At 45.7% G+C, this 19,380-nt stretch carries 16 protein-coding genes and 1 pseudogene; 3 read left to right on the top strand and 14 right to left on the bottom strand.

All coding sequences use genetic code 11. The features are described 5' to 3' along the window. Nucleotides 1–24 precede the first annotated feature (24 nt). Nucleotides 25–612: a YjaG family protein gene (locus BIW15_RS20750; protein ID WP_005456454.1), complete on the bottom strand. Its 588-nt coding sequence runs from the start codon at nt 610–612 to the stop codon at nt 25–27. A gap of 66 nt (nt 613–678) precedes the next feature. Here BIW15_RS20750 and BIW15_RS20745 point away from each other — a divergent pair, with 66 nt between their 5' ends. Together BIW15_RS20745 and BIW15_RS20740 are read left to right on the top strand one after the other, a co-directional pair. Next, nucleotides 679–1,602 (top strand): D-2-hydroxyacid dehydrogenase, encoded by a 924-nt coding sequence (locus BIW15_RS20745; RefSeq protein WP_005456455.1) that lies wholly within the window; start codon nt 679–681, stop codon nt 1,600–1,602. 6 nt (nt 1,603–1,608) lie between these two features. Continuing rightward, on the top strand, nt 1,609–2,181 hold the full coding sequence (locus tag BIW15_RS20740; protein WP_077281564.1) for a uracil-DNA glycosylase family protein: 573 nt from the start codon (nt 1,609–1,611) through the stop codon (nt 2,179–2,181). Between the two features lie 219 nt (nt 2,182–2,400). On the opposite strand, the gene hemE is transcribed toward BIW15_RS20740, so the two are convergent. From hemE to nudC, 4 genes are all read right to left on the bottom strand, one after another. After that, entirely contained in the window at nt 2,401–3,468 is a 1,068-nt protein-coding gene (gene hemE, locus BIW15_RS20735; RefSeq protein ID WP_005456478.1) for a uroporphyrinogen decarboxylase, read from the bottom strand. Between the two features lie 304 nt (nt 3,469–3,772). Beyond that, entirely contained in the window at nt 3,773–4,516 is a 744-nt protein-coding gene (locus BIW15_RS20730) for a hypothetical protein (protein WP_015297454.1), read from the bottom strand. A gap of 4 nt (nt 4,517–4,520) precedes the next feature. Continuing rightward, nucleotides 4,521–5,012: a hypothetical protein gene (locus BIW15_RS20725; protein ID WP_015297455.1), complete on the bottom strand. Its 492-nt coding sequence runs from the start codon at nt 5,010–5,012 to the stop codon at nt 4,521–4,523. Between the two features lie 120 nt (nt 5,013–5,132). Next, nucleotides 5,133–5,915, bottom strand: coding sequence for an NAD(+) diphosphatase (nudC, locus tag BIW15_RS20720; RefSeq protein WP_017449540.1), 783 nt, complete (start codon nt 5,913–5,915; stop codon nt 5,133–5,135). Nucleotides 5,916–6,093: 178 nt separating this feature from the next. Between nudC and BIW15_RS20715 the strand changes: the two genes are divergently transcribed. Then, on the top strand, nt 6,094–6,585 hold the full coding sequence (locus BIW15_RS20715) for an Rsd/AlgQ family anti-sigma factor (RefSeq protein WP_005497574.1): 492 nt from the start codon (nt 6,094–6,096) through the stop codon (nt 6,583–6,585). 128 nt (nt 6,586–6,713) lie between these two features. On the opposite strand, the gene rpoC is transcribed toward BIW15_RS20715, so the two are convergent. The 9 genes and pseudogenes from rpoC to tuf all read right to left on the bottom strand — a co-directional run. Then, nucleotides 6,714–10,916, bottom strand: a complete 4,203-nt coding sequence (rpoC, locus tag BIW15_RS20710) for a DNA-directed RNA polymerase subunit beta' (protein WP_005456484.1) — start codon at nt 10,914–10,916, stop codon at nt 6,714–6,716. A 75-nt stretch (nt 10,917–10,991) separates the two neighbouring features. Continuing rightward, nucleotides 10,992–15,020, bottom strand: coding sequence for a DNA-directed RNA polymerase subunit beta (gene rpoB / locus BIW15_RS20705; protein ID WP_005456486.1), 4,029 nt, complete (start codon nt 15,018–15,020; stop codon nt 10,992–10,994). 252 nt (nt 15,021–15,272) lie between these two features. After that, nucleotides 15,273–15,641 (bottom strand): 50S ribosomal protein L7/L12, encoded by a 369-nt coding sequence (gene rplL / locus BIW15_RS20700; protein WP_005466152.1) that lies wholly within the window; start codon nt 15,639–15,641, stop codon nt 15,273–15,275. 60 nt (nt 15,642–15,701) lie between these two features. Next, the gene (rplJ, locus tag BIW15_RS20695; protein ID WP_005481772.1) at nt 15,702–16,190 is read right to left on the bottom strand and encodes a 50S ribosomal protein L10; all 489 of its coding nucleotides are present in this window, start codon (nt 16,188–16,190) and stop codon (nt 15,702–15,704) included. 292 nt (nt 16,191–16,482) lie between these two features. Then, the gene (gene rplA / locus BIW15_RS20690; RefSeq protein WP_005489780.1) at nt 16,483–17,184 is read right to left on the bottom strand and encodes a 50S ribosomal protein L1; all 702 of its coding nucleotides are present in this window, start codon (nt 17,182–17,184) and stop codon (nt 16,483–16,485) included. Nucleotides 17,185–17,188: 4 nt separating this feature from the next. Continuing rightward, nucleotides 17,189–17,617, bottom strand: coding sequence for a 50S ribosomal protein L11 (gene rplK, locus BIW15_RS20685; RefSeq protein WP_005489784.1), 429 nt, complete (start codon nt 17,615–17,617; stop codon nt 17,189–17,191). Nucleotides 17,618–17,781: 164 nt separating this feature from the next. Then, complete coding sequence (gene nusG / locus BIW15_RS20680) at nt 17,782–18,330, bottom strand: transcription termination/antitermination protein NusG (RefSeq protein WP_005384681.1); 549 nt, start codon at nt 18,328–18,330, stop codon at nt 17,782–17,784. A 13-nt stretch (nt 18,331–18,343) separates the two neighbouring features. After that, on the bottom strand, nt 18,344–18,724 hold the full coding sequence (gene secE / locus BIW15_RS20675; RefSeq protein ID WP_005384680.1) for a preprotein translocase subunit SecE: 381 nt from the start codon (nt 18,722–18,724) through the stop codon (nt 18,344–18,346). Nucleotides 18,725–18,990: 266 nt separating this feature from the next. Continuing rightward, nucleotides 18,991–19,380, bottom strand: a pseudogene (gene tuf / locus BIW15_RS20665) (elongation factor Tu); the annotation flags it as partial.

Here is a 19,380-nt window from a genome sequence, read left to right as displayed (position 1 = left end):
GCCTTTTTCATATTCGCTTTCGCATTACAGTGCGATGCCGATGTTGCTCACGGCTTCTTCGCGTAGTTCTTCACGCAAGTCTTTGATCAAGTTGATATCACGTTCCGTTGCTTCACGCAGCGGACGGAAGATTGCCCACTGGACATCCCACTCTTCACATACGGCTTCATTTTCTTTTTGATTGTCGTTTGTGATTGGCTCGCTGCCCTGTGCTTGCTCTAAATCAGCAACGGTTTGTACCGACTGTTGGCTCACTTTAAGCATTGAATCGAAAAGGTAGTCGCGATCCAACAGACCATGCAATAGAGTAGACAATGCCTGACACGCATCCATCGCTGGGTATACACCGTAAAAATCATACTCGTCGGCACTTGGGAACAATTCTTCTAGCTTCTCTAGTTGACGCTCGAAATTCACTTTCGCGTTCTTAACGGTCAGAATTTCCCATACACTATCAAGAATCGCTCGGTAAGCACGCGGTTCAGCAAATTCTGTGTTCTCACAAAACATCGCATAGTTTGGATACATGCGTTCACACAGACACGCCATAAAGGTAATTTGTTGCCAAGGTTCTAGTTTTTCTAAACGAACCTGAAGAGGATTCTTAAGCATAGTCACTCAATCATTGAAGAAAAAAACAGCGAAAGTGTACTTGATTCATCACAGGGAAAAAAGTTAATGCAGCATCCAAATCAGATTTTCCTGCTCTCAGAGCATCGTGACACCTACGAAACGTTATTGGCGGAGAAAAATCTGCCCGACCTGAACATTACGGACAAGCCGCAAGAGGCACACATTGTTCTTGCCGATCCTCCTTTACTCTCACAAAGATTAGACGAATTTTCACAACTTGAGTGGGTACAATCTACCTATGCAGGCGTAAATGCGCTCATTACCCCAGAATTTCGCCAAGACTATACGCTAACGAATGTGCGTGGCGTGTTTGGTCCGCTAATCGCAGAGTACGTCCTCGGATATTGCATCAGCCACTATCGTCATTTTATGCACTACCACCAGCAACAACAAAACAAGCAGTGGCAACCGCATCTCTACACATCACTGCAAAGCAAAACCATGGTGATTCTCGGTACGGGTAGCATTGGGAAATGCCTAGCACAAACGGCCCAGACGATGGGGATTAACACGATTGGTATTAATCGTACAGGAATTCCAACAGCCAATGATGAATTTGCACAAACCTTCCACATCAATGAACTAGCAAATGCTTTAAGAAAGGCAGATATTGTCGTTAATACATTACCGAGTACACCTAATACTCGTGCCTTGCTCAACCGTGAAACACTTCAACATCTCAACCAAGCTTTATTATTCAATGTAGGTAGAGGAGATGTGTTGGATGAAGCCAGCTTGTTGCTCGCCATCAAGAATCGCTGGGTAGAACACGCTTTCTTGGACGTGTTTGAGCAAGAACCATTGCCACCAGCGCATCCGTTTTGGAAGTTACCGCAAGTGACCATCACGCCACACATTGCCGCATTGAGCTTTCCTGAACAGGTGGTCGACATTTTTGCCGACAATTACCGACTTTGGCGCGATGGTTTCTCATTAAACAATCAAGTGGATTTCGAGAAAGGGTATTAAAGATAGATGTCTCTAGAGAATCTACTCCAACAAGTGCGCGCGTGCCAGATCTGCGCTGAGAGTTTACCTCTCGGAGCCAACCCTGTGCTTCAAGCCGGTAAAAACGCACGCATTCTGATTATTGGCCAAGCGCCAGGAACAAAAGTCCACAGCACTTCGATACCTTGGAATGATCCAAGTGGTGACCGACTGCGCCAATGGCTTGATATCGACAAAGACGTGTTCTACGACCCGAATAAAATTGCCATTGTACCAATGGGATTCTGCTATCCGGGTAAAGGTAACTCGGGAGATCTGCCACCGAGAAAAGAGTGCGCTCCTACATGGCACAAAAAGATTCTCGAACAGCTCCCCAATATAGAGTTGACTCTGCTTATTGGTCAGTACTCTCAGCAGTACTACCTCACCAACAAGCCCAAAACTCTCACGCAAACCGTTCAGCAATGGCAAGATTGGGAACCTGAGTTTATTCCTCTACCTCACCCTTCCCCACGCAATACGCTGTGGTTAAAGAAGAATCCATGGTTTGAGTCGGAAGTCGTTCCCTATATCCAACAGCGCGTTCACTCGATGCTTTGAGTTACCGATGATCTAATTGCTAGTTAATCTGAATAAGAAAATTGAAACACAAACAACATAAATTTAAGTCATTGTTTATAATTGACTTTAATTTTTATTGTACAGCTTAGATAGTAATTAGATCATGACAGGCCAAATGCTTACTAAGCTGTACAATTCAAATTTCAGGTAAAAAAATACCGGCACTGATGGCCGGTATTGGATTTCAATAAATCGAGATTATTTGTGGTAAGGCTTAGATAGCTCATGTACCGCTTCAACAAACACACCCGCGTTTTCTGGCGGCACATCTAGGTGGATGCCATGACCTAGGTTGAATACGTGACCTGTACCAGCATCACCAAAACCTTCTAGGATACCCGCTACTTCTTCACGGATACGCTCAGGTGAAGCGTAAAGCATAGATGGATCCATGTTGCCTTGCAGTGCCACTTTATCGCCGATACGCGCTTTCGCATCTGCAATATTGATCGTCCAGTCTAGACCAACCGCATCACAACCCGTTGCTGCGATTTGCTCTAGCCACATACCGCCATTCTTAGTAAATAGCGTAACAGGTACGCGACGACCGTCATTTTCGCGAATCAGGCCATCCACTATCTTGTGCATGTATTGCAATGAGAACAGGTTGTAATCACGAGGAGTCAGAACGCCACCCCATGTATCAAATACCATAACTGACTGCGCGCCGGCTTTGATTTGTGCATTTAGGTAGTCAATCACGCTATCTGCTAGCTTATCCAGTAGAAGATGCAGAGTTTGAGGTTCTGCGTACATCATCTTCTTGATCTTCGTGAAGGCCTTAGAGCTACCACCTTCAACCATGTAAGTCGCAAGCGTCCATGGGCTACCAGAGAAACCAATTAGAGGTACATCACCATTCAAATCTTTGCGGATTTGACGCACGGCATTCATTACGTACTGCAGTTCACCTTCTGGATCTGGCAGACCGATTTTCTCTACGTCGGCTTTGCAAGTAATTGGGTTATCGAAGACCGGACCTTCACCAGCAGCAAAACGCAGACCCAGGCCCATTGCATCTGGGATAGTTAGGATGTCAGAGAACAAGATCGCTGCATCAAGAGGAAAACGGCGTAGTGGTTGAAGAGTTACTTCAGACGCCAGCTCCGCATTCTTACACAAAGACATGAAATCGCCCGCTTGAGCACGCGTAGCTTTGTATTCTGGTAAGTAACGACCTGCCTGACGCATCATCCATACTGGCGTGTAATCTACCGGCTCTTTAAGAAGCGCACGCAGATAACGATCATTTTTTAATTCAGTCATTCCGTAGTTCCAATTGTTAGGCTTTCTTTGAAAGGGGGTATTCTATCACTGATTTAAGGCCAATAGCTGTGTGCTTTGCAACCTGGATCAAGTTATTAACTTTTAAATCAATGCTTAATTTGCACACAATCCGCATCAGTGTTAAAAATTTGTTCGCTAGCGAAAACTACAATTATAAACTGAGTACTCGGTACTCAGCATCTCATAACGACATCTTACTTACCCCCTCCCTCTCGGAGGGTTTTTTTTGCCTAAATTTCAATAAATTAAAAAGCCACCTTGCGGTGGCTTTAAGAACGAGCAGTTATGACTGGCAAACTTTTTTCATTAACCCTTTTACATGTCCTTTAGACAAATATGTCGGGCAAAGAGCTTCTCTTACGGTTTGCGACTCAATAATGTAATTTTCAAAGTTTGTTAGTGCGGTGTTAGCACACCTTTGTGTAGCAACCTCTTTCGCCAAAGCGAAGTTGGTATTATTTGGTCTATCCAAGGTGTAGAGCAACGCATTTGCGACGTTTTCATCCGCACAGTAGTTCTCAGCTTGCTGCACTGCTGCTGCAAAAAAAGGAACCGATAGTGACTTCGAGACATTCTGGAAAACTTTGGTTCCTTCTTCGTAACTCACCTCAGCGCTTGGTGCCAAGGTACTAAGAAGCTGACCATAATTTTCCACACATCCCTCTATCGCATATTGAATACATGGTTGTGCTGCAGGCACCAGCTCTTTCGAGAACTGCTGAGTAAAACTCTTAGATTGAGAAAGAAACGGGTAAGATAGGATTAACTGCTGACCCAGACCAATCGCATCATCTTTTGCTCCAGATGCGACATAGTGTTCAAACGCTCCCAACGCCGCATTTTGAACTAGGCTTTCCCACTCGCTATTACGTTGAGATGGACGAATATCTTCCGCATGCGCTAATAGCTCATTCCAATTTTTAGAGCCGTTCAATGCCTTTAAGTCGTCCATGGTGTAACGAGCTTCTTCACCGACCACGGCAAAGCTGACGGACACCATGAATAACGACAATAACGTTTTCTTCATCGTTTTAGTTCCATGCCTGCTTAAGGTACTTCAACGTTGAAGAGTCGTAAGCCGCATTTGGATTCAGGGCAACTTTGAGTACGCTACCACCTTCATCTAACGCGAAACCTGCTTTTTTCGCATTCACTGAATCTTGACCTACGAATTGGATTTTTTGAACTTTTTGAAACTCTTCTTTATACAAAGCTGCGTGCTCAGTTGTCGTGCACAACTTCACCATATCATCATAGATGTAGTTAATAAGGCCACCTAACCAACCGGTGGTTTTTACTTTATCAAGTCGAGCTTCAGAAAAATCATAATTATCCCACTGAGCCCAATCGATATTGGTTTCTAGTACTTCATTACCACAAGCCTGCTGCACCTTGGTTACATTTTCTGTCATGGTATTTTCTGTCAACATGCGCTTCGCTTTTACTTCGATACTTGCATTTGCCGACATGCTTACCATTGTGCACGATACTAATCCTAGCCATAACGCTGATTTCAACTTCATTCGGTATACTCCATTATTTATAAACCCATCAATACAGAACGTCATACCAAGCTAGTCTAGCAACAGTGATGTCTCAAAAATGATTAATTTTTAACCTTTACATCCTTTACGATCAGCATCTCAGTCTGAAAGAATATCACTAACGGTCTGCTCAATTAGCGCCCTTGCAATAGTGCCTGTTGGTGCCACTGGTGGCATTTCTTTCACACCGAACCATTGTGCATCGGATAACTCCGTATAATCCGGATTGAGCTCACCAGAATCATAATCGGCGAGGAACGCCATCATCATACTGGATGGAAAGGCCCAAGGCTGACTGCCAAAGTAACGAATGTTTTTCACGTGAATGCCCGTCTCTTCATGCACTTCGCGCGCGACACAGTCTTCTAAAGTTTCTCCCGCCTCTAAAAAGCCCGCAATCACGGTGTACATGCCATTTCGATGCCTTGGGTGTTGCGCTAGTAAAATCTGATTTTCTTTACGCACAGCAACGATGATGCATGGGAAAATGCGCGGGTAGTGCAAAGTACGACACTCTCCGCATTGCATGGCAAATTGATTATTATTAAGAAAGTTGCGCCCACCACATTGCGGACAAAAGCGTAAGCTTTGGGTCATGTGCCCATATTGGATAGCCTTGCTCAACAGCATAAATAGCGGTTCAGGGAAATGTAAACAGTCGCGCAATGAAACGAGTGGGAGATCTTGCTCCAAATCTGCAAAATTAATCCACATCACTGGCGAACCAAGATAGTCACCAATTTGCCTCGCATTCTCTTCTGGCAGTGAGAACTGCTCCGCACTACCAAAAGGCACAGCACCATCCACCAGCCAAATTTCACTTCCTGCAACAACACACCAATGTGCATTTGCCACACGGTTAACATCACCTTTTCTTAACATTACACCATCCCTTTGCTTGAAGTTCGTTCATTTTACTGGCAATCTAATTTCATACTAGAGTTTGTTCTTAACGATATTTGCAACTATAAATTCTAGTAAGGACAAGAGTTTGTAATAACTTTACTAACTTTGCTTTGCAAAGGATACGTTCGCCAGACGGCGATCAGATCATGAGGGCATGGTCATGCTAAAAAAATTCAAACAAACACAAGACCAGTGGGGTGGCTCCAGTGATGTCATTGATCACTGGTTAGAGACGAGACAATCCTTAATTGTCGAATATTGTAAGCTTGCAGCACTGCAACCTTGTTCGAAATCCAACGTTCTAGAACTTCCTTCTCCCTCCGAGCTACAAAACTTCTGCCAACACCTAGTCGATTATATTTCCGAAGGCCACTTCAAAATCTACGATATGGTGATGGATAAGTGGAAAGCCACTGGCTTTGTCGCAACAAACGAAATCAACCAAACTTACGGCAAAATCGTGCTAACCACGGAACCGTTGTTAAACTTCACCGATAAGTATTCAGACGTGACAGAAGATGATGAGTTAGAGGATTTCGACTCTGATATGTCTTTGATCGGAGAGATCATTGAAACGCGCTTTGAAGTAGAAGACCATTTGATCCAGCTTATCGCGGATAGCCTTGCGATGCCTCCTGGTGCATAAATGATAATAGAAAGGAGTGAAAGGGTTGATGACTATATATCAGCCCTTTTTTGTACCTCACAACCGAGTGAAGTGAATAGATACAAAAAAGGCACCCGAAGGTGCCTTTTCTTTTAAGCTCTTAACGATTACTCGTCAGAAGAGAAGCCAGCGTTTAGAAGTGCTGCTAGGTTATCTGTTGCTTGTTCAGCAGATGGACCTTCTTGCGCTTCAGCACGTTTAGCTTGACGCTCTTGGTGGTATGCGAAACCAGTACCAGCTGGGATCAGACGACCAACAATTACGTTCTCTTTCAGACCACGTAGGTCATCACGCTTACCAGAAACCGCAGCTTCTGTTAGTACGCGAGTTGTCTCCTGGAACGATGCCGCAGAGATGAACGACTCAGTTGCTAGAGACGCTTTAGTGATACCTAGAAGTTCACGTTCAAAACGTGCAGGCTCTTTGCCTTCAGCTTCTAGATTACGGTTAGCAATCTTAACTTGTGAGTATTCAACTTGCTCGCCAGGTAGGAACTCAGAGTCACCAGCGTGAGTAATTGTACACTTACGTAGCATTTGACGAACGATAGTCTCGATGTGCTTATCGTTAATCTTAACGCCTTGTAGACGGTAAACTTCTTGTACTTCGTTAGCGATGTACTGAGTTACTGCGTGTACGCCACGTAGACGTAGAATGTCATGTGGAGACTCTGGACCATCAGCGATTACATCACCACGTTCAACGCGCTCACCTTCGAACACGTTAAGCTGACGATGCTTAGGAATCATCTCTTCGTAAACTTCACCGCTATCACGCGTGATAACTAGACGACGCTTACCTTTGGTCTCTTTACCGAAGCTAACTGTACCTGTGTGTTCAGCAAGAATCGCAGGCTCTTTAGGCTTACGAGCTTCGAACAAGTCAGCAACGCGTGGAAGACCACCGGTGATATCTTTGTTACCGCCAGATTTCTGAGGAATACGTGCTAGCGTATCACCCACACCTACTTCTGCGCCGTCTTCAATGTTCACGATCGCTTTACCAGGTAGGAAGTAGTGAGCTGGCATTTCAGTACCAGGGATCATTACGTCGTTACCTTGCTCGTCAACAAGTTTGATAGCTGGACGCATATCTTTACCTGCTGCTGGACGAGCTGCTGCGTCCGTTACTTCGCTTGAAGATAGACCAGTTAGGTCATCTGTTTGACGAGAAACTGTTACGCCATCAATCATATCTACGAACTGGATACGACCAGCTACTTCAGTGATGATTGGCAGTGTGTGCGCTTCCCAGTTCGCTACTGTTTCACCAGCTTCAACTGCGTCGTTGTCGCCCTTGCTTAGTAGCGAGCCGTATGGCAGTTTGTGTTTCTCTTTCGTACGGCCGAACTCATCGATGATGGTTAGTTCAGATGCACGAGAAGTGATAACTAGCTTGCCATCTTTGTTTGTTACGAACTTAGCGTTGTGAAGCTTAACAGAACCGTTGTTCTTCGCTTGGATGCTGTTCTCTGCTGCTGCTGTCGATGCCGCACCACCGATGTGGAACGTACGCATCGTAAGCTGTGTACCCGGTTCACCGATAGACTGAGCAGCGATAACACCTACTGCCTCACCTTGGTTTACTAGGTGACCACGTGCTAGGTCACGACCGTAACACTGTGCACAACAACCGAAGTCTGAATCACACGTTACTACAGAGCGCACTTTCATGCTGTCTACTGAGTTCTCTTCCATGATTTGACACCACTTCTCATCGATCAGGGTGTTACGTGGAATAAGAACATCTTCAGTACCAGGTTTTAGAACGTCTTCAGCAACTACACGACCTAGAGCTAGCTCAGACAGTGCAACTTTAACATCACCACCCTCGATGTGAGGCATCATGTCAACACCCTCGTGAGTGCCACAGTCATGTTCAGTTACAACAACGTCTTGAGCAACGTCTACTAGACGACGAGTTAGGTAACCCGAGTTCGCTGTTTTCAGTGCCGTATCCGCAAGACCCTTACGAGCACCGTGCGTTGAGATAAAGTACTGAAGTACGTTTAGACCTTCTTTAAAGTTCGCTGTGATCGGCGTTTCGATGATTGAACCATCTGGACGCGCCATCAGACCACGCATACCGGCAAGCTGACGAATCTGTGCTGCAGAACCACGAGCGCCCGAGTCCGCCATCATGTAGATGCTGTTGAATGACTCTTGCTGTTCCTCTTCACCTTCACGGTTAACTACCGTTTCAGATGAAAGGTTTTCCATCATTGCTTTCGCAACGCGGTCGTTGGTCGATGCCCAGATATCGATCACTTTGTTGTAGCGTTCGCCTGCAGTAACAAGACCTGATTGGTACTGTTCCTGGATTTCACGTACTTCTTCTTCCGCTTCTGCGATTTCAGTGTACTTAGCTGGCGGTACAACCATATCGTCGATACCAACAGATACGCCAGAAAGTGCCGCGTAAGCGAAACCTGTGTACATGATTTGGTCAGCGAAGATTACAGTGTCTTTCAGACCTAGCTTACGGTACGCCTCGTTTAATAGGTTAGAGATTTGCTTCTTACCTAGTTTTTGGTTAACGATGCTGTACGGTAGACCAGCTGGCACGATTTGCCATAGCATTGCACGACCAACAGTGGTATCTACCATCTTGGTCTCAGTTGTGCTGTTGCCGTCTTCGTCTACAACTGTCTCTGTAATACGTACTTTAACGCGCGCGTGAAGCTCAGCTTGTTTAGTGCGGTATGCTTTCTCAGCCTCTGCTGGGCCAGAAAGGTACATGCCTTCACCTTTCACGTTGATCTTTTCACGAGTCATGTAGTACAGACCCAATACAACGTCCTGAGAAGGTACGATGATCGGATCACCTGACGCTGGCGACAGAATGTTGTTTGTCGACATCATCAGAGTACGAGCTTCAAGCTGTGCCTCTAGAGTTAGAGGTACGTGAACCGCCATTTGGTCACCATCGAAGTCCGCGTTGTAAGCCGCACAAACAAGTGGGTGTAGCTGGATCGCTTTGCCTTCGATTAGTACTGGTTCGAACGCCTGGATACCTAGACGGTGAAGTGTAGGTGCACGGTTCAATAGTACTGGGTGTTCGCGGATTACTTCGTCTAGGATATCCCAAACAACCGCTTCTTCACGCTCTACCATTTTCTTCGCAGCTTTGATTGTAGTCGCAAGACCACGAGTCTCTAGCTTGCTGTAGATAAATGGTTTGAATAGCTCAAGTGCCATCTTCTTAGGAAGACCACACTGGTGCAGACGAAGGTATGGACCTACTGTGATTACAGAACGGCCAGAGTAGTCTACACGTTTACCTAGAAGGTTCTGACGGAAACGACCTTGTTTACCCTTGATCATATCAGCAAGAGATTTCAGAGGACGCTTGTTAGAACCAGTGATCGCACGACCACGACGACCGTTATCTAGTAGCGCATCAACAGACTCTTGCAGCATACGTTTTTCGTTACGTACGATGATGTCCGGAGCAGCTAGCTCTAGAAGACGCTTCAAACGGTTGTTACGGTTGATCACACGACGGTATAGGTCGTTCAGATCAGAAGTCGCAAAGCGACCGCCATCTAGTGGTACTAGAGGACGTAGATCTGGCGGAAGTACTGGAAGTACAGTCAGGATCATCCACTCTGGGTTGTTACCCGATGCGATGAACGCTTCTACCAGTTTAAGACGCTTAGTGACTTTCTTACGCTTAGTTTCTGAGTTTGTAGTCTCAAGCTCTTCGCGCATTTGTTCAGCTTCAGCGTGCATATCCATAGAACCTAGTAGGTCCTTGATAGCTTCTGCACCCATCTTAGCTGTGAACTCGTCACCCCACTCTTCTAGACGGTCTAGATACTCTTCTTCAGTTAGCATCTGACCTTTTTCTAGATCAGTCATACCCGGTTCAGTTACTACGTACATTTCGAAGTAAAGAACACGTTCGATATCACGTAGAGGGATATCCATTAGTAGACCGATACGAGACGGTAGCGATTTTAGGAACCAGATGTGAGCTACTGGTGAAGCAAGCTCGATGTGGCCCATACGGTCACGACGAACTTTAGTTTGTGTAACTTCTACACCACACTTCTCACAGATAACACCACGGTGCTTCAGGCGCTTGTATTTGCCACAAAGACATTCGTAGTCTTTAACTGGGCCAAAGATACGCGCACAGAACAAACCATCGCGTTCAGGTTTGAACGTACGATAGTTGATCGTTTCAGGTTTTTTAACTTCACCGAAAGACCATGAACGGATCATGTCTGGTGAAGATAGACCGATTTTGATTGCATCAAATTCTTCGGTCTTATGCTGTGCTTTTAGAAAGTTTAATAAGTCTTTCACAATCAGCTCCTGTAAGGAGTTAAAAGGAGCTCACCCGCAAAAGTGAGCACCTTTCTACCGATAATCCCGTGGGGATTACTCTTCGTCTTCTAGCTCGATGTTGATACCTAGCGAGCGGATCTCTTTCAACAATACGTTGAACGATTCTGGCATACCAGGTTCCATGCTGTGGTTACCGTCTACGATGTTTTTGTACATCTTAGTACGGCCGTTAACGTCATCTGACTTAACGGTTAGCATTTCTTGTAGAGTGTAAGCCGCACCGTATGCTTCTAGTGCCCATACTTCCATCTCACCGAAACGCTGACCACCGAATTGAGCTTTACCACCTAGTGGCTGCTGAGTTACTAGGCTGTACGAACCAGTTGAACGTGCGTGCATCTTGTCATCAACAAGGTGGTTCAGTTTCAGCATGTACATGTAACCAACAGTTACAGGACGCTCAAACGCATCACCTGTGCGACCATCAAACAGCGTTAGCTGACCAGATGTTGGCAGGTCTGCTAGCTCAAGAAGTGCTTTGATTGATGCTTCTGGAGCACCATCAAATACAGGTGTCGCGATTGGTAGACCGCCACGCAAGTTCTTGATCAGAGTACGTACTTCATCATCAGATAGAGAAGCAATGTCTACTTTCTGGCGAGTGTCGCCTAGATCGTAAACTTTTTGTAGGAACTCGCGGAATTTCGCTAGTTCTTGCTGCTCTTTAACCATCTGGTTGATCTTGTCACCGATACCTTTCGCTGCCAGACCTAAGTGAACTTCCAGGATCTGACCGATGTTCATACGCGAAGGTACACCCAGTGGGTTAAGTACGATGTCTACAGGCTGACCTTTCTCATCGTATGGCATGTCTTCAACAGGGTTGATCTTAGAGATTACACCCTTGTTACCGTGACGACCCGCCATCTTATCACCAGGCTGAATGCGACGTTTAACCGCTAGGTAAACCTTAACGATCTTCAGTACGCCAGGTGCTAGATCATCACCTTGAGTGATCTTGCGACGCTTAGTTTCGAACTTCTTATCGAAGTCAGCTTTTAGCTCGTCCCACTGCTCAGCAAGTTGTTCAAGCTGAGTTTGTAGTGCGTCATCTTCTAGCGTTAGTTCTAGCCACTTCTTACGATCAGTCGCGTCTAGTTTCGCTTCAGAGTAACCGCCTTCAATCAATACAGCTTTAACACGGTTTAGAAGGCCACCCTCAAGAATCTGGAATTCTTCAGTTAGGTCTTTCTTCGCTTCTTTAAGCTGCATCTGTTCGATTTCAAGCGCACGCTTGTCTTTCTCTACGCCATCGCGAGTGAAGACTTGAACGTCGATGATCGTACCTGATACAGAGTTCGGTACACGTAGTGAAGTATCTTTAACATCCGATGCTTTTTCACCGAAGATAGCACGTAGTAGCTTCTCTTCAGGAGTTAGCTGAGTTTCACCTTTAGGTGTTACTTTACCAACTAGGATGTCACCACCCTTAACTTCAGCACCAATGTAAACGATACCTGACTCGTCTAGTTTAGACAGAGCAGATTCACCTACGTTTGGAATATCCGCTGTGATCTCTTCAGAGCCCAGCTTAGTGTCACGCGCCACACAAGTCAGTTCTTGAATGTGGATTGTCGTGAAGCGGTCTTCTTGAACTACGCGCTCAGATACTAAGATCGAGTCTTCGAAGTTGTAACCGTTCCAAGGCATGAACGCGATACGCATGTTTTGGCCAAGCGCTAGCTCACCAAGGTCTGTTGAAGGACCATCAGCAAGAACGTCACCGCGTGCTACAGGTTCACCTGGCATCACACATGGGCGCTGGTTAATACATGTGTTCTGGTTAGAACGTGTGTATTTAGTCAGGTTGTAGATGTCGATACCAGCTTCACCTGGTACTAGCTCTTCTTCGTTCACTTTAACAACGATACGAGAAGCATCTACTGACTGGATTACACCACCACGTTTCGCAACAGCCGTTACACCTGAGTCAACGGCTACGTTACGTTCGATACCAGTACCAACAAGCGGTTTGTCAGCTTTCAGTGTTGGAACTGCCTGACGTTGCATGTTCGCACCCATCAATGCACGGTTCGCATCATCGTGTTCTAGGAACGGGATAAGCGATGCAGCGATAGATACAACCTGGTTTGTCGCAACGTCCATGTATTGAGCGTGCTCACGAGGGTGTAGACCAGATTCACCTTTCTGACGAGCTGTGATCAGCTCATCTGCAAAAGTACCATCTTCGTTTAGCTTAGCGTTCGCCTGAGCGATAACGAATTGGCCTTCTTCGATTGCAGATAGGTAATCTACTTCGTCTGTTACAACACCATCTACAACGCGACGGTATGGCGTCTCAAGGAAACCGTACTCGTTACAACGCGCAAACGCAGATAGAGAGTTGATCAGACCGATGTTTGGACCTTCCGGCGTTTCGATAGGACATAGACGGCCGTAGTGAGTTACGTGTACGTCTCGAACTTCGAAGCCAGCACGTTCACGAGTTAGACCGCCAGGACCCAATGCAGAAATACGACGCTTGTGCGTTACTTCTGATAACGGGTTGTTTTGGTCCATGAACTGTGAAAGCTGTGAAGAGCCAAAGAATTCTTTAACTGCCGCAGAAATTGGTTTCGCGTTGATCAGGTCTTGAGGCATAACAGCGTCAAGGTCGCCTAGGCTTAGACGTTCTTTAACTGCACGCTCAACACGAACTAGACCTACACGGAACTGGTTCTCAGCCATTTCGCCGACAGAACGGATACGACGGTTACCTAGGTGGTCGATATCGTCCACTTCGCCTTTACCGTTACGGATCGCGATAAGCTTCTTCATCACTTCGATGATATCTGTTTCATCAAGTGTGCCTTGCTCTTGAGCATCTTCACGACCGATAGAGCTGTTAAACTTCATACGACCAACAGTCGATAGATCGTAACGCTCTTCAGAGAAGAATAGGCTTTCGAATAGTGCTTCTGCAGCTTCTTTTGTTGGTGGCTCACCAGGGCGCATCATGCGGTAGATTTCTACCAATGCAGAAATACGGTCAACAGTGCTGTCGATGCGTAGTGTTTCTGACATGAATGGACCGTGGTCTAGATCGTTCGTAAACAGAACTTCTAGCGCTTTGTGGCCAGCTTGAGACAGGTTCGCTAGCGCTTCCAGGCTGATTTCCTGGTTAGCATTAACAATGATCTCGCCTGTTGCTTCGTTGATGTAATCTTTCGATGCAACTTTACCAACGATGTACTCTACTGGTACTTCGATGTGATCAACGCCATCTTTCTCTAGTTGGCGGATATGACGAGCTGTAACGCGACGACCTTGCTCTACGTAAACTTTACCATTCGATTCGATGTCAAATGACGCAGTTTCACCGCGTAGACGATCTGGAACCAACTCCATCAGTAGAGTTTGGTCTTTCACTTCGAAGTTCACTTTCTCGAAGAAGATATCTAGGATTTCTTCAGTCGATTTACCTAGTGCACGAAGGATGATCGATGCTGGTAGCTTACGACGACGGTCGATACGAACGTACAAGTTATCCTTAGGATCAAACTCGAAATCAAGCCATGAACCACGGTAAGGAATAACGCGTGCGTTGTATAAAACTTTACCTGAAGAGTGGGTCTTACCCTTATCGCTGTCGAAGAACACGCCTGGGCTTCGGTGCAGCTGGGATACGATAACCCTCTCGGTACCGTTAATTACGAAGGTACCATTGTCTGTCATGAGTGGAATTTCACCCATGTAGACTTCTTGTTCTTTAATGTCTTTTACAGTACCTGCTGGCGCGTCTTTATCAAAGATAACTAGGCGTAGTTTTACACGTAGTGGCTTTGAGTAAGTTACACCGCGGATTTGACATTCTTTAACGTCAAAAACTGGCTCACCAAGACGGTAGCTAACGTATTGCAGCTCAGAATTGCCGTTGTAGCTCTGAATCGGGAATACAGAACGGAAAGCAGCTTCAAGACCGTATTGACCTTCAGGATCCTGTTCGATAAATTTGTCGAACGAATCGAGCTGGATCGATAGCAGGTATGGAATGTCCAAAACTTGTGGACGAGTACCAAAGTCCTTACGGATGCGCTTTTTCTCGGTATAAGAGTAAACCATGGGGTTCCTCAGCTCGCTGATAAGTGACCCAAACTGTCCGCCCACTCCTAGTTACTTAAGGGGGGTAAGGGACAGTGACTAATATAGCTGTTTACTGTAGTGACATTTCATTTCGAAAGAATGAAATGTTTTTTGCATGGATATCAGGCGCTTAAACAGCGGGAAAATTCGCCTATACCCTACAGCGCAAAAAGGCCGGTGGTTAAAAAACCACCAGCCAATTAGCCGTTAGGCTAAGAAACTATGCAATAATTACTTAACAGCAACAGTTGCACCAGCTTCTTCTAGCTGAGCTTTAAGAGCGTCAGCTTCTGCTTTGTCAACACCTTCTTTAAGAGGTGCTGGAGCGCCGTCTACAAGAGCTTTAGCTTCTTTAAGACCTAGGCCAGTTGCGCCACGTACTGCTTTGATTACAGCAACTTTGTTACCGCCAGCAGATTCTAGGATTACGTCGAATTCAGTTTGCTCTTCAACAGCTGCACCAGCAGCAGCGCCGCCAGCTACAACAGCAGCAGCAGCAGAAACACCGAATTTCTCTTCCATTGCTTCGATTAGTTCAACAACTTGCATTACAGACATTTCTGCAACTGCGTCTAGGATTTGCTCGTTAGTAATAGACATAACAATTCTCTTTTAAGTCAACAATAAGTTTATTAAGCAACCAGTAAAAAGCAAGGCTTATTAAGCAGCTTCTTTTTGATCGCGGATAGCAGCGATTGTACGAACCAGCTTGCCAGCAGAAGCTTCTTTCATGCACATCATTAGGCGTGCGATTGCTTCGTCGTAAGTTGGTAGTGTCGCTAGTACTTCAGCGTCAGTTAGCGCGCCTTCAAATGCAGCAGCTTTGATCTCGAAGTCTTTGTTCTCTTTAGCGAAGTCTTTGAAAAGACGCGCTGCAGCACCTGGGTGCTCGTTAGAGAACGCGATTAGAGTAGGACCAGTGAAAGTGTCAGTTAGACACTCGTAGTCTGTACCCTGAACCGCACGACGTGCTAGAGTGTTACGCACGACTTTCATGTAAACGCCAGCTTCACGAGCTTGTTTACGTAGAGAAGTCATTGCGCCAACTTCAACGCCACGAGAATCAGCTACAACTGCAGAAAGTGCACCACTGGCAGCTTCGTTGACTTCAGCAACAATTGCTTTTTTGTCTTGAAGGTTTAAAGCCATCTTGGATTTACTCCTGGTTGTCGTTACACCACTCACTATCATCACGACAGTGAGAGCTATTGAGGTGCATTCCCAGAAGAAAGTTAACTATTTACATAGAGCTTTCTGTCAGTTCGGGCACCATCTACGTAGGATAATTAAGTCAACGGTTAGGCTGACACCTACGGTCTTGGACGGAGACTGGGTCTTAATTCATTTCGAACTAGGAGACAGTTCAAAGAACCAAAGTTCAGCCCCAACCACAAATATTAGGCGCAAAATTATACACAAATTTTGCGCCTAAGCAAATAAATTATGCTTGAGTGTTCAGGCTAGCCTGATCAACAGCAACACCAGCACCCATAGTAGTAGAGATGCTTACTTTCTTCAGGAAAGTACCTTTCGCTGAAGATGGCTTAGCTTTCTTCAGAGCAACTAGAAGTGCTTCTAGGTTCTCTTTGATCTGCTCAGCAGAGAAGTTTGCTTTACCGATAGTAGTGTGGATGATGCCGTTTTTGTCGTTACGGTAACGAACCTGACCAGCTTTAGCGTTTTTAACTGCTTCAGCAACGTTAGGAGTTACAGTACCAACTTTAGGGTTTGGCATAAGACCGCGAGGACCTAGGATAGTACCTAGTTGACCTACAACGCGCATTGCATCTGGAGAAGCAACAACTACGTCAAAGTTCATTTCGCCTTTCTTAACTTGCTCAGCAAGATCTTCCATACCAACGATGTCTGCGCCAGCTTCTTTAGCTGCTTCAGCGTTTGCACCTTGAGTGAACACTGCTACGCGGATGTCGCGGCCAGTACCGTGAGGTAGTACAGTTGCACCACGTACGTTCTGGTCAGATTTACGAGCATCAATGCCTAGGTTAACAGCAACGTCTACAGACTCAACGAATTTAGCAGTAGCTAGTTCTTGAAGAAGAGCAACAGCTTCGTTGATTTCGTATTCTTTAGTTACGTCAACTTTTTCGCGGATTACGCGCATGCGCTTAGTTAGTTTTGCCATCTTATTAACCCTCTACCACTAGGCCCATTGAACGAGCAGTACCAGCGATAGAACGCTTCATCGCTTCGATGTCAGCACCAGTCATATCTGCAGCTTTAGTTTCTGCGATTTCTTGGATTTGAGCGTCAGTTACAGTGCCCACTTTTTCAGTGTTTGGACGGCCTGAACCAGACTTAACGCCAGCAGCTTTCTTAAGAAGAACAGCAGCAGGTGGAGTCTTAGTTACGAACGTGAAAGAACGGTCGCTGTATACTGTGATAACTACTGGAGTTGGTAGACCCTTCTCTAGAGATTCTGTTTTCGCGTTGAACGCTTTACAGAATTCCATGATGTTAACACCGTGTTGACCTAGAGCAGGACCAACTGGTGGACTTGGGTTCGCAGCGCCAGCAGCAACTTGTAGCTTGATGTAAGCTTCAACTTTCTTAGCCATGATAATTCCTAAGTTTGGGTACAAACGCTAATCACGGATCAGCTCCCCGTTTGTGTAAGAAACTTTTTACTTCACAAGAAGTAAAAAGGCGCGAAATTATAGTCATAATTCGCGCCTTATACAACCCTAAAAAGGTGATTTTTTATACTCTTTAAATCAGAGTATTAGTCCAGTTTTTCAACCTGACCAAATTCAAGCTCAACTGGTGTTGCACGACCAAAGATCGACACAGACACTTTCAGGCGGCTCTTCTCGTAATCCACTTCTTCAACGGTACCGTTGAAATCAGCAAATGGACCTTCATTAACACGAACCACTTCACCCGCTTCGTACATAGTACGTGGACGAGGAGCTTCACTCGCTTTCTCAAGACGGTTAAGAATAGCGTCAGCTTCTTTATCAGTGATAGGTGCTGGACGGTCTGAGGTACCACCAATGAAGCCCATGACACGCGGCACACTACGTACTAGGTGCCATGATTCATCGTTCATAATCATCTGAACAAGGACGTAACCTGGGAAGAACTTACGCTCAGATTTGCGACGTTGACCCGCGCGCATTTCCACTACTTCTTCAGTAGGAACTAGTACTTCACCGAATAGCTCTTCCATGCCGTGCATTTTGATATGCTCGCGCAGAGATTGAGCTACACGACCTTCAAATCCAGAGAAGGCTTGAACCACATACCAGCGTTTTTTTGGAGCTTCACTCATGAATTAAAACCCTCTATACCCCAGTTGCTAGAGCTACCAGACGAACCATAATTCCGTCAATACCCCATAGCACTAGAGCCATTACAATACTTACAGCTAAAACGATCAGTGTTGTTTGCATGGTTTCTTGGCGAGTAGGCCAAACAACTTTACGTACTTCCATACGCGATTCTTTTGCAAAACTGATCGCTGCTTTACCTTTAGTCGTTGTTGCTGCAACGCCAAGGGCAGCTGCAATTAGAACAACAACGCCTGCAGCGCGAACCACTACAGACATTTCACCATACAGGTAATTACCCACAACAGCGGCAGCTGCCAATACGAAAGCGGCAACCCACTTAAACGTATCTGCTGCATTTGAGCTATCAGGAGTTTCAGCATTATTTGCTTTCATAAAACCAACCTGTTACAAGTCTTAATATAGACGACAACAACCCCGCTGTTGCAGGGCAAACTCCATATCGCTGAAAAACAGCGAACTCTTCTTAAGATTAAGCCTCTTTGCCTAATCTTGCTCTGCACCCAACCCACTTCTGAACAAGAAAACAGCAAAAATAATGTTGAGCGCAGAAAAAGGGCATCAAATGATGCCCTTTTTGCTACTGGTTCGTCAAATCTAATTCAAGATTTTCCGAAAGCATTCGTTTAATTCGTTAAGAATTATTCGAAGATCTTAGCAACAACACCAGCACCTACTGTACGGCCACCTTCACGGATAGCGAAACGTAGACCTTCGTCCATTGCGATTGGTGCGATTAGCTCAACAACCATTTGGATGTTGTCGCCTGGCATTACCATTTCTACGCCTTCTGGTAGAGAGATGTCGCCAGTTACGTCAGTTGTACGGAAGTAGAACTGTGGACGGTAACCTTTGAAGAAAGGAGTGTGACGACCGCCTTCTTCTTTAGATAGTACGTATACTTCTGATTCGAACTTAGTGTGTGGAGTGATTGAACCAGGCTTAGCTAGTACTTGACCACGTTCAACTTCGTCACGCTTAGTACCACGTAGAAGTGCACCAACGTTCTCCCCTGCACGGCCTTCGTCTAG

Origin of the sequence: Vibrio sp. SALL6 (assembly GCF_002002385.1) — a bacterium.
GTDB lineage: Bacteria > Pseudomonadota > Gammaproteobacteria > Enterobacterales > Vibrionaceae > Vibrio > Vibrio parahaemolyticus.
Note: the sequence above shows the minus strand (reverse complement) of the source record. Positions and strands in the feature narration are given on the sequence as shown.

Coding starts and splice junctions, on each gene's coding strand:
- BIW15_RS20715 (WP_005497574.1), top strand. CDS start 6,094: ATGGTCATGCTAAAAAAATTCAAACAAACACAAGACCAGTGGGGTGGC.
- rplA (WP_005489780.1), bottom strand. CDS start 17,184: ATGGCAAAACTAACTAAGCGCATGCGCGTAATCCGCGAAAAAGTTGAC.
- BIW15_RS20725 (WP_015297455.1), bottom strand. CDS start 5,012: ATGAAGTTGAAATCAGCGTTATGGCTAGGATTAGTATCGTGCACAATG.
- BIW15_RS20730 (WP_015297454.1), bottom strand. CDS start 4,516: ATGAAGAAAACGTTATTGTCGTTATTCATGGTGTCCGTCAGCTTTGCC.
- nusG (WP_005384681.1), bottom strand. CDS start 18,330: ATGAGTGAAGCTCCAAAAAAACGCTGGTATGTGGTTCAAGCCTTCTCT.
- rplL (WP_005466152.1), bottom strand. CDS start 15,641: ATGTCTATTACTAACGAGCAAATCCTAGACGCAGTTGCAGAAATGTCT.
- rplK (WP_005489784.1), bottom strand. CDS start 17,617: ATGGCTAAGAAAGTTGAAGCTTACATCAAGCTACAAGTTGCTGCTGGC.
- BIW15_RS20745 (WP_005456455.1), top strand. CDS start 679: ATGCAGCATCCAAATCAGATTTTCCTGCTCTCAGAGCATCGTGACACC.
- rpoB (WP_005456486.1), bottom strand. CDS start 15,020: ATGGTTTACTCTTATACCGAGAAAAAGCGCATCCGTAAGGACTTTGGT.
- secE (WP_005384680.1), bottom strand. CDS start 18,724: ATGAAAGCAAATAATGCTGAAACTCCTGATAGCTCAAATGCAGCAGAT.
- nudC (WP_017449540.1), bottom strand. CDS start 5,915: ATGTTAAGAAAAGGTGATGTTAACCGTGTGGCAAATGCACATTGGTGT.
- rplJ (WP_005481772.1), bottom strand. CDS start 16,190: ATGGCTTTAAACCTTCAAGACAAAAAAGCAATTGTTGCTGAAGTCAAC.
- BIW15_RS20750 (WP_005456454.1), bottom strand. CDS start 612: ATGCTTAAGAATCCTCTTCAGGTTCGTTTAGAAAAACTAGAACCTTGG.
- BIW15_RS20740 (WP_077281564.1), top strand. CDS start 1,609: ATGTCTCTAGAGAATCTACTCCAACAAGTGCGCGCGTGCCAGATCTGC.
- hemE (WP_005456478.1), bottom strand. CDS start 3,468: ATGACTGAATTAAAAAATGATCGTTATCTGCGTGCGCTTCTTAAAGAG.